The sequence below is a fragment of the Haloplanus ruber genome (assembly GCF_024494725.1).
Classification (GTDB): Archaea; Halobacteriota; Halobacteria; order Halobacteriales; family Haloferacaceae; genus Haloplanus; species Haloplanus ruber.
On sequence record NZ_JANHDK010000006.1, the window covers coordinates 1 to 14,305 of the forward strand.

The window sequence follows — 14,305 nt, forward strand, 5'->3', positions numbered from 1 at the left end:
GACCACGTCAACGTTCTGGGCGCCGAAGGCGGTCCCGGAGATGTTGACGATGTCGTCAGTCGTGGAGACCTGCCCACCGACGGTCTTGACGTTCGCGGTCAGTTCCGTGTCGGTGACACGCAGGGACTGCTGCGTGCTCGTGTTCGTGTTGAACTGCGAGGTGGTCAGGCTGCTCGGGAAGTTGTTGAGCCCGTCAACGTCGACCGCACCGAAGCGGTAGGTGCCGGGCTGGCTCAGGATGGTGCTACCTTCCGAGAGGACAACGTCTTCCTCGTCGAAGGTGCCGTCAGCGTCGACGTTGACCGTGTTGTCACCGTCGATGGTGACGTGCTGGTAGTCGTTGTTCCGGCGGGCGAAGAAGGCGACCTCGTCGATGCCTTCCGACGCCGTACCGTTGATCGTGATCTCGCTGCCGACAACGTAGGTGCTGTCGGGCGAGTTGATCTCGATGTCACCCTCGGTGACGGTGAGGGTCTGCTCGTCTTCTTCGCCTTCCTGGTCGGTCGTACCGCCGAGCGAGAAGGGAACGCTGGTCGAGGAGTTGTACAGGGTGAGGTCGACGTCCGAGTCACTCAGGTACTGGGTTTCGACCTGACCGACGCCGACACCGGTGTCGTCGTCGATGGTGATGTTCGCGTAAGCGTAGTCGAAGTCGGTCGGACCGGCGTTCGAGCGGTTGATCGCGCTGGCGCCGCCGCCGTTCACGTAGCCGACTTCGTCGGTGTCACCGACCTGCCGGAAGATGCGCGCAGCGTTGCCCGCGGTGACGCCGTCACGGAAGTCGTCGGCGTCGATGATGACCACGTGCTGGTCACCAGCGTCCGAGCCCTGAATCTCGAAGCGGACGTCCTCACCGCGCGTGACTTCGTCGCTGTCGAGGTTGAGGTTGGCGTCGTCGTCACCGGTGACGGTGATGGTCGTGGTCTGAGCGGCCTCACCGAAGTCGAGGTCGTCAGTACCAGCGAGTTCGATGGTGTAGGTGCCAGTACCCGTGTTCGCGAGGTCAACAGGGTAGGCGACCTCGTTCGCGGAGATCGACCCACCGCGGTCGTTGCCGCCAGCGCTCACGACCTCTTTGCTGAGGTCGTTGGCGGTTCGAACGGCCGGGTCGCTGTTGTCAAGCGTCACCGAATTGCCTGCGTCGTCCTCATAGTCGACGTTGTCGTCGATGACGTCGCCGGTCACGTCGAGACCGGAGTCGTCTTCGACGGTCAGTTCGAGGTTCTCGGCGGACTTGTAGTTCCAGGCGCCGACGACCGTGAGGTTACCGGCGCGGGTGCCGTCCGAGGAACTGCTGGGACTGGTCCCTTCGGCGACCGAGCCACCACTGATGTCCTCAACGTTGCTGTTGAGAACGTCCAGCGTGGTCACACGCGGCGTCTGAACGGTCACACCGTAGACGCCGGGGTTCGAGGTCGGCTCACCGGTTGTCGAGTAGGCACCGGTGGACTGGCTCTGAGGAACGTTCGGCGTTTCGAGGGGGACACCCTCGTCGTTGCCGGCGACCTTCTGGACGTTGGAAATCTGGTTACCGAGGAACACGTCCGACTCGCCCTGGAAGACCGTTGCCCCGGCGAAGATGTAGCCCTCACCATCTTGGGTGTTGAAGTCGCCGGTTCCGCTCGCGGTGCGCGCCCGCGTCGGGTAGTTGGTGTTGATGCTCGTTGAATCGCTGTTCGTCAGCGTCACGTTGTCCTCGGCGTTGAGGGTGATGCTGATCGACCCTGAGGCCGCGCTCCCACCGGGGAGATTCGAGAGGTCGAACGTGGCCGTGTTTCCGGTCCCGTTCGACACGCTGCTGGTCAGGGTGTCGCTGTTGGCATCACTCAGGACGATGTCCGAGGCGCTGGTGTTGATACCCGTGCCGCCGTTGTCCTGCAGGTCGTAGTTGACGGTCACCGTGCCGTCCGGGGCGACCGACCCCGGCGTGGCGCTGTTGATGGTGGCCGTCGGAACGGTCGTGTCCTCTAGGTTGAAGGTGCTCGTCGCGGCACTGTTTTCGAAGGTTCCGTCTTGATTGAAGTCTTCTCGCACGGTGTAATCAAGTCCCGAAGCCTCCGACGCACCGGCGCTGGTGATGCCGGTGAGGGTGACGTTGAACGTCACTTCGCCGGGGTTGGAACCGGTGTCGTCATCCGAGACGTTGAGCGAGACCGTTCCGCTATTGATCGTTGGACCCGTACTAATTGAGTCCCCGCCACCATCGGCGGATGCACTTACGCCGCCGACGTTAACGCCGCTCAGCGAGGTGAGTGAACTAACGTCCACCTCAATCGCGGCGGTGCTGCCATTCGATAGCCCGTCGACAGTAATTCCTGTTGTAGCTTGCTCATTGTCCGTCCCGATTTCGATGTTCTCCGGTGTTCCCGAAGACGTAACGCTCGCTGCAGTCGTCCCGGAGAGCGCGACGGTGCCGGCAAAAACCGAGAACACCATTAGCGCCGCGAGTACGACCGCGCGAATCTTACTACTGGTTCCTGTCATGAATTGTGGTAGCCTAGGAGCAGTTGCTCACACGACTGTGACCTGGAGGGATGCTCCTTGGAGGTCCAGTCAATGGTTCATGGCGTCAGCGTAAAATGCCTTGTGTGCGATACCGCCGACGCGACGACCGTACTGTCTCTCTGTCCTCTCTACCGCCCTCCAGAGCGTCCGCCTGCCGCCGCCTCGTCCTAGTATGTGTATAAGGGAACAGTATCGCACCAAGGGATCAAATCAATATGACATTGTTGGTAGCAAAGTCATATATAGTTGGATATTCGCATATCGATCAGACGTGTTCGACAGCATTCGGTCGGAGAACGTAGATCGCAGCGGAAAGAAGACGAATAATGCCGATTACCGACGCGACGACGTACTGAGCACCGAGGACCACTGATATGTTCGACACTGACGACCTCGAAGGCCCCCGTATCGACCGACGCACCGCGACGAAGCTGCTGGCTGCGGGTGGGCTATCGGGTCTCGCCGGGTGTAGCGGCGGCGGGGACGGTGGCGGTTCCGAGACGGAGAGTGGTGGCGGCGGCAGCGACGAGAGCACCGACAGCAGCGGCGGGGAAGAGATGGAAACCGAGGAGTCGAGTAGTGGATCGAGCGGCGGGTCGATCACCGCCGGCTGGAACATCGACGAAATCGAGTATCTCGATCCCCACTACATCGACAAGGGGCAGGAGATTTACGTCTCCTCGAACATCTACAGCGGCCTCGTGAAGATCGGACCGGACGGGGCTATCGTCGGCGACCTGGCCAACGACTGGTCGCTTCCGGACAGCACGACGTACGTGTTCGACCTGCAGGAAGGCGCGACGTTCCACAACGGCGACCCGCTCGACGCGGAGGCGGTGAAGGCGTCGTTCGAGCGGCTGATGAGCCTCGACGACTCCCCGCACCTGGGGAAGGTGTCGTCGGTGGAGAGTGTCACCGCCGAGGACGAGACAACCCTGCGGATCAGTCTCTCGGAGACGGTCGGTCCCTTCATCTCGTTCCTGACGCGCGGGCCGGGGCGGGCCGGCACCATCGTCCACGCCGAATCGGCGGAGGCGAACCCCGACGAGTACAACCGGATGCCCGTGGGCAGCGGCGCGTTCGAACTCACCGAGCGCGAGACCGGCGAGTACCTGCAACTAGAGGCCCACGACGGCTACTTCGGAACCGACGACGAGGGCAATTCGCTGCCGTACCTCGATTCGGTGCGGATCGACCTGATCCCGGAGCCGTCGACCATGTGGACGGCGATGCGGGGTGGCGAGATTCAGTACTCCAACAGCATCCCGCCACAGAACGCCGGGCAAGCCGAGTCGATGGGCAACCTGAACGTCGTCGGCACGAACCCCGGCGCGTGGTTCTGTATTGCCCCGCTCTGTAACGATCCGGCGGAAGTTGAGTGGCAGCAGTACGCCAGCGGCGCCGGTGAGCCGACCGACAAGTGGTCGGACGAGGAACTGCCCACGACGGACGCACGCGTCCGACAGGCCATCGCTATGGCCATCGACCGCGAGGCGCTCATCGAACGCGCCTTCTTCGGGTACGCCGAACCGGCCCACTCCGTGTTCAACCCGGCCATCGCGTGGCTCTACGAGGAGGAACCGGACCCGGGCCAGTACTACGATCCAGAAGCCGCCCAAGAACTCCTCGACGAGGCGGGGTACACCGGCGAACCGCGGATGAGCCTCTCGCTGCTCGGGGCGCCGAGCGACGAGCGGCGGATGACCGTCGTCCAGGAGATGCTCTCGCAGGTCGGTATCGAGGTCGAACTCAACGTCCAGCAGGAGTCCGCCTACTGGGACAACCTCTACCGCTACGAGAACGAACTCGTGATGTACGACGGCTACGTCGACATCGACCCGTGGATGTCGCTGTGGAAACAGCTGAAAACGCCCGTCGAGTCCGGCTCGGCCGGTGCCTGGCAGGCGAACCTCTACGAGAACCCCGAGTTCAACGATCTGCTCGAACAGGACTACGGCACCTCCGATATGGAGACACGGACGGAACTCCTGCGTCAGGCCGAGGAGCTCTTCCTCGAGGACGCTGCTTGGGCCATGACGACGTTCCCGCTGATCCCGAAGGTGAGTGTCTCGAACCTCGGCGGGGTCGGCAACCAGGCCGGCCTGAGCAACTTCCATCACGCGACACTCGAATAGATGGGCATCCAACGGTATGTGGCAAAGCGGACGCTACAAGCGCTGCTGGTGGTCTACGTCGTCGCGACGACGGTGTTCGTGGCCGTCCGGTCGATCCCCGGCGATCCCGCGCGACTGATCCTCGGGGGCGACGCCGACGCCGACGCCATCGCGGCGGTCCGTGCGGAACTTGGGTTGGACCAGCCCATGTACGTCCAGTACGCACGGTGGATGGGTGACCTCGTCCGTGGCGATCTCGGGGAGTCGATCTTCACCGGCGAACCGGTGGCGTCCCGCATCATCGGGGCCGCTGAGCCGACGCTGAGCATCGGCCTCGTCGGAATCTCCATCGCCATCCTGATCGCCATTCCCGCAGGTATCATCAGCGCCACGCGTCGTGACCAGTGGGAGGACTACGCCGCCACTGGCGTTGCCTTCCTCGGCATCAGCATGCCGTCGTTCTGGATCGGCATCGTGCTCCTGTTGACGGTCGGCACCGCGATTCCGGCCATCCCGTCGTACGGCTACACGCCGATCAGCGAGGGGATCGTCCCGTGGCTCGCCAACGTGATCCTGCCCGCGACGGCGGTTGGGCTCCCGTACGCGGGCATCATCACCCGGATGACCCGCTCGTCGATGCTGGAGGTGCTTGGCGAGGACTACATGCAGACCGCACGCGCCAAGGGACTCCCCCCGCGCGTGATCCTGTTCAAGCACGGCCTCCAGAACGCACTGTTACCCGTGGTGACGGTCGCGGGCATCCTCTTTGCGCTCTTGCTCGGCGGCATCGTCGCCGTCGAGATGGTATTCGGAGTGCAGGGCTTCGGTCGCCTGCTCATCCGCTCCATCGAGCGTCAGGATTTCCCCATCGTCCAGGGGTCGGTCATCGTCATCTCGATCATCTTCGTGTTCATGAACCTCTTTGTCGACCTGTTGTACATGTCGATCAACCCCAAGATCAAATACGGAGGTGAGGCCTGATGGGCGCCGACTACGGCGGCTACGGCAGCGACGATACGACCCGCCTGTTCGGCGTCCGACTCGACCGGTTCGACCGTCTCCGCGAGACGCTCACCGGCGACTACAAGGCGACCTTTGGGCTCACGACGGTGATCCTGTTCGTCCTCGCGGCGATCTTTGCGCCCGAGTTGGCGCCGTTCGACCCGATGGCCCAGGAGTACGCCATCATGCAGGCGCCGTCGCTGTCGAGTGCCCATCCGTTCGGGACCGACTCGTTCGGCCGCGACCTGCTCTCGCGGATGATGTATGGCGCGCGAATCAGCCTCGGAGTCAGCCTCGTCGCCGTCACCATCGGTGCCGTCGTCGGCATCGGCCTCGGCCTCGTTGCGGGCTACTTCGGCGGCGTCGTCGACGACGCGCTCATGCGCTTTGTCGACGTGCTCTGGGCGTTCCCGTGGCTCCTGATCGCCATCATGCTCGTCGCGGTGTTCGGGCAGGGTGTCTGGAACGTTATCGCCGCCATCGCCTTCGCGTACATCGACGACTTCGCCCGCCTCGCGCGCGGTGAGGTGCTCTCGATCCGTGAAGAGGAGTTCGTCCTCGCGGCGAAAAACATCGGCCTGAGCGACACCCGGATCATGATCGAAGAGGTGCTCCCGAACGCGGTGGCGCCGCTGATCGTCCAGTTCACCGTGCTCGTCGCCCGGGCCATGCTGGCCGAGAGTACGCTCTCCTTTCTCGGCATCGGCGTCAAGCCGACCACGCCGACGTGGGGGGCGCTGCTCGGACAGGGGCGGAGCCTCATCGGCCAAGCCTGGTGGATCTCGATCATCCCCGGCATCGCCATCGTCGTGACCGTACTCGGCATCAACCTCTTCGGCGACGCGCTCCGTGACGCCTTCGACGTGCGGGGCGAGGAGGGATCGCCGTGAGCCTACTCGACGTCGAGAACCTCCGAGTCACGTTTCCCGTCGACGGCGGACCGGACGTCCGCGCCGTCGACGGCGTCGACATTGCGGTCGAACCCGGGGAGATCCACGGTCTCGTCGGCGAGTCCGGCAGCGGCAAGAGCGTCACCGCCCGGTCGGTCATGCGACTGCTCGACGGGGCGGTCGTCGAGGCCGACCGCTTCGACTACCGCGGTGAGGACCTCTACGCCAAATCCGAGGCGGAGATGCGGACGATCCGCGGTGACGACATCGGCATGGTGTTTCAGGATTCGATGTCCGCGCTCAACCCGGTGATGACCGTCGGCGAACAGATTGCCGAGGTCGTCAGACACCACGGCGACGTCGACGAGTCGGCGGGGCTCCTCTCGGAGCTTCGGCGCAAGTACGTCACGGGGACGAGCGAGACGGCGCCCTCGTGGCGGCGCGCGGTCGAACTGCTGGAGACGGTCGGCATCGCCGATCCGGCGGACGTGGCGACGACCTACCCGCACCAGTTGAGTGGCGGCCAGCGCCAGCGGGTGATGATCGCCCAAGCACTCGGCGGCGACCCCTCGCTCATCATCGCCGACGAGCCTACGACGGCCCTGGACGTGACCGTCGAGGCGGGCATCCTCGATGAACTCCGGCGCCTCTGTGACGAGATGGACGTCTCGATTCTGCTCATCACCCACGACCTCGGTGTCGTCGCCGAGACGTGCGACAGCGTGACGGTCATGTACTCGGGATCGGTGATGGAGCGAGCAAGCACTGAGCAACTGTTCCAGCACCCCGCTCACCCCTACACCAAGGGGCTGTTGCGGAGCGTCCCCGAGGGCGGGGCGACCGACGGCGAACTGACGACGATACCCGGCTCGGCACCCGAGCCGACGGAGCGACCCGACGGCTGTCCCTTCCGCGACCGCTGTCCTGCGGCCTTCGAGGCGTGTGCCGATCCGCTCCCCGAACACGTCGTCGACGCGGGCCACGCGACGCGCTGTCACCTCTACACCGAACGTGACGACCCCGGCGAGGTGGCCTGGGACGCGGACGCCGATATCGACGCGGGCGTGACCGCCGTCACGGACGACTCCGGGGAGCCGTCGCCGACAGAGGTGACCGACGGATGAGTTCGACCACCGACAACACCACGACCGACGACGACGCGACCGACGCCAGACCACGGGAGCTTCTGCAGGCGGCGAACGTCAAGAAGCACTTCCCGCTCAACGAGGGGCTGATCGACCGCCTCCTCGGCGACGACCGTGTCGTCAGGGCGGTCGACGGTGTCGACCTCACCGTCCACGCCGGCGAAACCGTCGGTATCGTCGGCGAGTCCGGCAGCGGCAAGAGCACGCTCGGACGCACGCTCTCGCGGCTCTACGAACCGACCGACGGAAGCGTCGTCTTCGACGGCCAACACATCGAAACCCACTCTGGGCGCGAGCTTCGTCCCATCCGGCGCCGGATCCAGTACGTGTTCCAGGACCCGATGTCGGCGCTCAACCCGCGCAAGACCGTCGGCCAGAGCGTCGCCCGCCCCCTCGAAGTCCACGACATCGCGTCGGGCGACGAGAAGTGGAAGCGCGTCGCCGACCTGTTCGAGGAGGTTGGGCTGGGACCGTCCCAACTCGACGCGTACCCCCACGAACTCTCCGGGGGGCAGCGCCAGCGCGTCGGTCTCTGTCGGGCGCTGGTGACCGAACCCGACCTCGTCGTCTTCGACGAACCGGTTTCGGCGCTCGACGTGACGCTCCAAGCACAGATCCTGAACCTCATCAACCGCCTCCAGCGGGAGTTCGATCTCTCGTATCTGCTGATCTCGCACAACCTCAACGTCGTCCGACAGGTGTGTGACCGCATCGCGGTGATGTACGCGGGCGAAATCGTCGAACGCGGGGCGACGGCCGACATCTTCGAGAACCCCCAGCATCCCTACACCCGGTCGCTTCTCGACGCGATCCCACAGATCGACGGGGATGGCACCCGCGCCGACCGCAAGGGGCTCGACGGAGAGCCACCGAGCGCGACCAACCCGCCCTCGGGCTGTCGGTTCCACCCGCGCTGTCCGGAGTTCATCGACGGCTCCTGTCCCGGACAGAAGCCGTCGCTTCAGGACGTCGAGGGCGACGCCGGCCATGAGGCGGCGTGTCACTGGCTCGACCGGAGCGAAGCCGAGCGGGCGGCCCACACGCCGCCGTCGACGACGGAACGCGAGGTCATCCGGTCGGAGTCGGCTGACGACTAGCCCCCTCTGTCGACCGACGTGACCGTGCCGACGCCCTTGCTCCGGCCCTCGCGGAAGACGAATCGCTGCCCTTCCTCGATCAGATAGGGGCGGAACTTGAACTCGACCGTCGCCGTACCGCGGTCACCGGGGAGGAGGTGCCCGCCCTCGGGGCGAAAAATCGCCGCCTCGCTGATCGTCTCTAGGTGGACCACGGGTTCGTAGCCCGTCCCGATCCGGGTGGGGTGGTTGAGGACGACCACCTCGGCCTCGAACTCGCGGACCGGCGTGGGATCGGCGTCGGCCGGCAGGAGTACCATCCCACGCTCGATGGCCGGTTCGGTCACGCCCTTGAGCGCGATGCCGACGATGCGGCCCGCCTCGGCGCGGTCGACCCGGTGGTAATGCATCTCGATGGAGCGAACCTCCACCTCGCGGAAGGTGCCGTCGGGCATCGGCCCGAGGAGGAGTTCGTCGCCCGCCTCGACGCTGCCGGCGTTGACTGTCCCGGAGGCGACGGCGCCGACGCCGGTCACGGAGTAGGTGCGGTCGATGTACATCCGGAAGTCACCGTCGCCGCCGTTGGTCTTCGGCAGGCGCTCGAACAGGTCGTCGAGTGCGTCGAGGCCCGCGCCCGAGACGGCGCTGGTCCGCAAGATCGGCACCACGTCGCCAATCTCCTCGGCGGCAGCGCTCACGCCGTGGCGCTCGATCCGGAGCGGTGTCTCCTCGACGTCCCGCAGGAGGCGTTCGACCGCGCGTTCGACCTCCTGTAACCGCTCTTCGCTCACGAGATCCGCCTTGGTGATCGCGACCATCGTCGGCAGTTCCGTCGCTAGGAGGATGCCGAGGTGTTCGCGCGTGGTCTTCGTCGGCCCGTCGTCGGCGGCGACCGTCAGGAGTCCGTAGTCGAGTTTCTGCCCGACCAGCCCGCGGATCGTGGTCCGCAACCACGGCTCGTGGCCGACGGTGTCGACGAACGATACCAGGCGCTCGGACTCCTCGACGACGCGGGCCCGATCCGACTTCCGGTGGGGGTTGTCCATCCGCACCGGCCCCGATTCGTCGAAGCCGTACACCGCATAGGAGAGGTCCGCCGAGAGGCCGCGTTCGACCTCGTGGGGCTGGACGTCGAGATACGAGCGGGTCCCACCCTGTCCGTCGTCGGCCTGCCCGGTGACGAGCGTGCCAACGAGCGTACTCTTGCCGTGGTCGACGTGTCCGGCGGTGCCGACGACGATGTGACTGTCGTCGGTGTCGAGGATGGCGCCCTCACAGACCGTGGCGACGCCGACCAGTCCGTTCTCGTCTTCGCGGCCGACCCCCCACGTCTCCACGTCGTCGATGTGAGCGCCCGCCTCTTCGGCGAGCAAGGAAAGAACGTCCATCGACTCCGAGAACGCCGATGGCGCGATGCCGGCTACGTGGCCGTCGTCCGTGACGCCGACGACGTAGGTGGCCTCGCCGTCGCCCGACAGCACGCGGTGACGAAGCTGTGCCGCCAGACTCTCCATCCGTCCGTCTACGAGGTGAACGTCTCGCGAGAGCCGTTCCTTGAACTCGATTGGGCCGCCCTCCTCCTCGCCGCGCTCTAGGGCCTGTTCCAGGACGGCCCGATCGGCGGTCATAGACCGTGATACGCTATCACTCGGCAAAACCCTTTCCGTAGTGTGAGTACGTTTCACACACGACCGCTCCGGACTCAGTCCTGCAGTCGCTCGTACGCGCGGTTCACGCGCTTGAACCGCTCCTCGTCGCCGTCCTCGGCGTCGGGGTGAACCTCCTTGACCTTCGCCCGGTAGGCGCGGCGCACCTCGTCGTCGCCGGCGTCCGGGTCGAGGCCGAGCGTCTCGTAGGCTTCCCGACGCGTTGGCCCGGGGTCGGCCGTGGCGCCGGAACCGGCCCGCCCGCCGGCCGCCCCTCGACCGGCCGTGCCCCTGGCCGTCGCACCGAAGCCACCGGGGCCGGGGTTCGACCCGACCCGCGTTCCCGCGCCCGACGCTCGTCGCGCCCGCTGTCGGGTGCGTGCCTCCAGTCGCCCCGTGGCGTGGTTCCACATGATGTACGTCGTCGCCGCAAAGGGAAGCGCCAGAAACAGCAAGAACAGCTGTCGGACGAACGCGAGCACCACGAGCACGGTGGTGACGCCGGCGAACACCGCTGCCAAGCCCAGCACGAGTCGGTCCCTGTCCACACGTACACACCGTCCGCCACCGTTGTAAGCGTCTCGCCCGTCGCCGAACGCGCGACGCGGCGAAAGCTTCAGGTCGACTCCCCGAGCACCTGCCGATATGTCCCTTCGCATCGGTGCCGCCCTGAAGAGTGGCGGCTACCGGTTCGTCAGCCGGAGCGGCGCCCTCCTCACCGTCGGCTACCTCGTCCTGTACGCCGTCTACCAGACCGGATTCAACGTCGTGATGAACGCCTTCTACGCTCGGGTGGGACTCCCGCCTGCGATACCCACGCCGGTTGCCGTCCCCGCGTCGGTCGCGGCCGTCGTCGTCGCGGCCTCGCTGCTCGCGCTCGCTTGGCTGAGCCTCGTGGCGATTCGTACCTTCGTCGCCGACGAACGCGACGCCATTCCGCGCGGGTTCTGGACCGACGGCGTCGCGTGGGCGCTCCCCAACCTCGTCGTCGGCGGCCTCTTGACCTCGCTTCTCGTGACCGTCGGACTGGTCTTCCTGCTCGTTCCCGGCCTGTTTCTGCTCGTCGGCCTCGCGTTCGTGGCGATGTACGTCGCCGTCGAGGGCGACGACTTCGTCACCGCGATGCGGCGGAGTTGGGGGCTTGCCCGCGGCAACCGCCTGTCGATTCTCGGCCTCTTCGTCGTCGTGACGGCGCTCGGTGGCGCCGTCGGCGTCGTCTTCGGGCTGGTGAGTGTCGTCACCGCACTCGCCGGCCTCGAAGCCCTGACGCCGCTGCTCACCGCCGTCATCGTCGCGCCGGTGACGATGTACAACGTCGCGGCGGTGTCGGCGGCGTTCGATCAACTGCGTGGGGCGGGGCGCCCGGAACTCTGAACCCGCTTGCGCCCGTGACCCCAGCGTGAGCGTCGCGAGCCTCTGTCAGATCTGTGAGTCCGCGATGGCGGTCGACACCTGCGATACGTGCGGAACGGCCGTCTGTGCGACCCACTACGACCGCGCGACCGGCCTGTGTACCGACTGCGCGGCGGGGACCTGACGCGCTACCGATACCGGTTGAGTCGCGTCTTGAGTCGCTTTGCCGCCTCGCCCGCCGCGCCGAAGTAGGCGCCCGGGTCGTCGCGCGGAGTTTCCTCGCCGGCGAAGATGATCCCGCGCGAGGAGTTGACGAGGCCGACGCCGTCCGCGAGGCCGTACTCCACCGCGGCCTCGGCGTCGCCCCCCTGTGCGCCGACGCCGGGGACGAGGAAGGGAAGGTCGGGCACCTCGGCTCGCAGCGTCTCCAGTTCCTCGGGCGCCGTCGCGCCGACCACTAGGCCGACGTTTCCGTGTTCGTTCCACAGGTCCGCGAGCGCCGCCACCCGCCGGTAGAGGGGTTCGCCCGCGGCGAGTTCGAGGTCCTGCAGGTCGGCCCCGCCGGGGTTCGAGGTGCGACAGAGGACGAACACGCCCGCGTCCGCCCGCGAGAGGAAGGGATCGAGCGAGTCCCGCCCCATGTAGGGGTTGACGGTGACCGCGTCGGCAACATCGAGCAAGTCGGCGTACCGGCGGGAGGTGTTGCCGATGTCGGCGCGCTTGGCGTCCAGCAACACGGGAACGTCCTTTCCGTGTGCGTAGGCGACCGTCTCGCGGAGCGCCCGCCAGCCGTCGGCGTCCTCGTAGAAGGCAGCGTTGGGCTTGTAGCAGGCGGCGTGTTCGTGGGTGGCGTCGATGATCCGGCGGTTGAACGCCCACCGCGGCAGGTCGCGGTCGTCGAGGAAGTCCGGAATCCGGTCGGGGTCGGCGTCGAGGCCGACCGAGACGACGCTGTCGACGCGGTCGATCCGCTCGCCCAGGCGGTCGAAGAAGGCGGTCATGGGCCGACTCCGCGGGGCGCGGAGTAGAAGGTTGCGACTACAGCGCCTCGTGGACGATCCGGCCGTCGACGACGGTTAGCGCCACGTCGATGGCGGCGACCTCGTCGGCCGTCCACGGCGAGTCGTCGAGCACCACTAGGTCGGCGCACTTGCCGGGTTCGACCGTCCCCAGTCGGTCCTCGTCGAAGCCAGCGTACGCGCCACCGGCCGTGTACGCCCGGAGCGCCTCGGTCACGCCCAACTGCTGGGCTTCGGTCGGCGCGTCGACGGCGTGAGCGACGCCGACCAGCGGGTCGAGGGGCATACAGTCACTCCCGAAGGCGAGGGGAACGCCCGCCTCGGCCAGCCGACTCAGCCGGTTCGTCTCGGTTCGGCGCTCGCCCAGGCGGTCGGCGTACAGCCCCGACGCGCCCGCCCAGCGGTGGAAGTTGGGCTGGACGGAGGCGACGACGCCCAGGTCGGCCAGCCGCTCGACCGCCGCGTCGCTCGCGAGTTCGGCGTGCTCGATCCGGTGGCGGGACTCGGCGGGGTCGTCGGCCACGTCGGCGTAGGCGTCGAGGACGGCGTCCACCGCCGCGTCGCCGATGGCGTGGGCGGCGACCTGGAACCCCGCCGCCTCGGCACCCTCGAGTAGCTCTCGGAACGCCTCGGGGCTGACCGTCCACTCGCCGCGCTCCTCGGGTGCGTCCGCGTACGGCGTCGAGAGCTTTGCCGTCCGGCCGCCGAGACTGCCGTCGGTGAACGTCTTGATCGCACCCACGCGGACCAGCCCATCGCCGTGGTTCGTCCGCAGTCCCGTCTCGACGAGGGCGTCGAGGTGGTCGGCCCAGTAGTTGAGTCGGACCCGAAGCGTCAGATCCCCGGCGGCTGCCAGGTCACGGTAGACCTGCGGGGCGTGGGACCGCCGGATCATGTCGTGTACGCCCGTTATGCCCCGCTCGTTCGCGTCCGCCTGGGCGGCCCGGAGGTGTCGCTCGGTCGCCGCCGCGTCGGGGGCGAAGGCGTCGCGGACCGCCTCGGCGGCCGCCTCGACGACGACGCCCGTCGGTTCCCCGCCCTCGCGCCGGACGCCCGCCTCGGGCAGGTCGTCGCCGAACCGATCCAGCGCAGTCGAGGACAGCGAGACGACGTGGAGGTCCTCGCGGACGGCGACGACGGGACCCACGGCGCCGACGGCGTCTAGATCCTCCCGGGTGAGGTAGTCGCCCTCCCCCCACGCCGACTCGTCGTACCCGAACCCGAGAACCGGGTCGCCGTCGGACACGGCGTCGGCCTGGGCGCGGAGCGCATCGAGCGCCTCCGCCCGACTCTCGGCTGTCGAGAGGTCGGCGTGGACGCGCTTCCGGCCGACGACGTCCAGATGCGTGTGGGCGTCGACGAAGCCGGGGAGGAGGACTCGCCCCTCGAGGTCGACGGTTCGGGTGTCGACACCGGCCAGGAAGCCGAGTTCGTAGGTGTCGCCGACGCGGACGATCCGTCCGTCGCGGACGGCCACCGCCTCGTGGGTCTCGTCGGGGCGGGCGAGCGTGTGCACCGCCGCGTTCGTCAGAAGCAGGTCGGCGGCCTCGGTCAT

12 protein-coding genes are annotated in these 14,305 nt (G+C 67.0%); 7 read left to right on the forward strand and 5 right to left on the reverse strand.

The features are described from left to right. Nucleotides 1–2,484: HVO_2072 family ArtA-dependent S-layer glycoprotein (gene csg / locus NO878_RS15885; protein WP_256406948.1), on the reverse strand; the 2,484-nt coding region annotated here is incomplete at its 3' end. Between the two features lie 395 nt (nt 2,485–2,879). Between csg and NO878_RS15890 the strand changes: the two genes are divergently transcribed. From NO878_RS15890 to NO878_RS15910, 5 genes are read left to right on the forward strand one after another with little or no spacing between them, the layout of a single operon-like run. Continuing rightward, entirely contained in the window at nt 2,880–4,640 is a 1,761-nt protein-coding gene (locus NO878_RS15890) for an ABC transporter substrate-binding protein (RefSeq protein ID WP_256406949.1), read from the forward strand. Then, complete coding sequence (locus NO878_RS15895; RefSeq protein ID WP_256406950.1) at nt 4,641–5,600, forward strand: ABC transporter permease; 960 nt, start codon at nt 4,641–4,643, stop codon at nt 5,598–5,600. Then, nucleotides 5,600–6,511 carry an ABC transporter permease gene (locus tag NO878_RS15900; RefSeq protein ID WP_256406951.1) on the forward strand — a complete coding sequence of 304 codons (912 nt, stop codon included), beginning with the start codon at nt 5,600–5,602 and terminating at the stop codon, nt 6,509–6,511. The genes NO878_RS15895 and NO878_RS15900 overlap by 1 nt, the downstream gene beginning before the upstream one ends. Further along, nucleotides 6,508–7,635, forward strand: coding sequence for an ABC transporter ATP-binding protein (locus NO878_RS17210; protein ID WP_256406952.1), 1,128 nt, complete (start codon nt 6,508–6,510; stop codon nt 7,633–7,635). The genes NO878_RS15900 and NO878_RS17210 overlap by 4 nt, the downstream gene beginning before the upstream one ends. Then, complete coding sequence (locus tag NO878_RS15910; protein ID WP_256406953.1) at nt 7,632–8,753, forward strand: ABC transporter ATP-binding protein; 1,122 nt, start codon at nt 7,632–7,634, stop codon at nt 8,751–8,753. Before NO878_RS17210 ends, NO878_RS15910 begins: the two co-directional genes overlap by 4 nt. Here NO878_RS15910 and NO878_RS15915 read toward each other — a convergent pair. Together NO878_RS15915 and NO878_RS15920 are read right to left on the reverse strand one after the other, a co-directional pair. Further along, a complete protein-coding gene (locus tag NO878_RS15915) occupies nt 8,750–10,360 on the reverse strand; it encodes a GTPBP1 family GTP-binding protein (protein ID WP_256406954.1) in 1,611 nt (536 codons plus the stop codon). The genes NO878_RS15910 and NO878_RS15915 overlap by 4 nt on opposite strands. 74 nt (nt 10,361–10,434) lie before the next feature. Continuing rightward, nucleotides 10,435–10,926 carry a J domain-containing protein gene (locus tag NO878_RS15920; RefSeq protein ID WP_256406955.1) on the reverse strand — a complete coding sequence of 164 codons (492 nt, stop codon included), beginning with the start codon at nt 10,924–10,926 and terminating at the stop codon, nt 10,435–10,437. Between the two features lie 97 nt (nt 10,927–11,023). On the opposite strand from NO878_RS15920, the gene NO878_RS15925 reads away from it, so the two are divergent. Next, nucleotides 11,024–11,752 (forward strand): DUF7847 domain-containing protein, encoded by a 729-nt coding sequence (locus NO878_RS15925; RefSeq protein ID WP_256406956.1) that lies wholly within the window; start codon nt 11,024–11,026, stop codon nt 11,750–11,752. 25 nt (nt 11,753–11,777) lie between these two features. Further along, nucleotides 11,778–11,915 (forward strand): hypothetical protein, encoded by a 138-nt coding sequence (locus NO878_RS15930; protein ID WP_256406957.1) that lies wholly within the window; start codon nt 11,778–11,780, stop codon nt 11,913–11,915. A gap of 4 nt (nt 11,916–11,919) precedes the next feature. On the opposite strand, the gene pyrF is transcribed toward NO878_RS15930, so the two are convergent. Both pyrF and NO878_RS15940 read right to left on the reverse strand, forming a co-directional pair. Next, entirely contained in the window at nt 11,920–12,732 is an 813-nt protein-coding gene (pyrF, locus tag NO878_RS15935) for an orotidine-5'-phosphate decarboxylase (RefSeq protein WP_256406958.1), read from the reverse strand. A 37-nt stretch (nt 12,733–12,769) separates the two neighbouring features. Then, complete coding sequence (locus tag NO878_RS15940; protein WP_256406959.1) at nt 12,770–14,305, reverse strand: amidohydrolase; 1,536 nt, start codon at nt 14,303–14,305, stop codon at nt 12,770–12,772.

Bases quoted from the DNA above. Each gene is read 5' to 3' on its own strand.
- NO878_RS15915 (WP_256406954.1), bottom strand. From the start codon at position 10,360: ATGACCGCCGATCGGGCCGTCCTGGAACAGGCCCTAGAGCGCGGCGAG.
- pyrF (WP_256406958.1), bottom strand. From the start codon at position 12,732: ATGACCGCCTTCTTCGACCGCCTGGGCGAGCGGATCGACCGCGTCGAC.
- NO878_RS15895 (WP_256406950.1), top strand. From the start codon at position 4,641: ATGGGCATCCAACGGTATGTGGCAAAGCGGACGCTACAAGCGCTGCTG.
- NO878_RS15940 (WP_256406959.1), bottom strand. From the start codon at position 14,305: ATGACCGAGGCCGCCGACCTGCTTCTGACGAACGCGGCGGTGCACACG.
- NO878_RS15925 (WP_256406956.1), top strand. From the start codon at position 11,024: ATGTCCCTTCGCATCGGTGCCGCCCTGAAGAGTGGCGGCTACCGGTTC.
- NO878_RS15890 (WP_256406949.1), top strand. From the start codon at position 2,880: ATGTTCGACACTGACGACCTCGAAGGCCCCCGTATCGACCGACGCACC.
- NO878_RS15900 (WP_256406951.1), top strand. From the start codon at position 5,600: ATGGGCGCCGACTACGGCGGCTACGGCAGCGACGATACGACCCGCCTG.
- NO878_RS15910 (WP_256406953.1), top strand. From the start codon at position 7,632: ATGAGTTCGACCACCGACAACACCACGACCGACGACGACGCGACCGAC.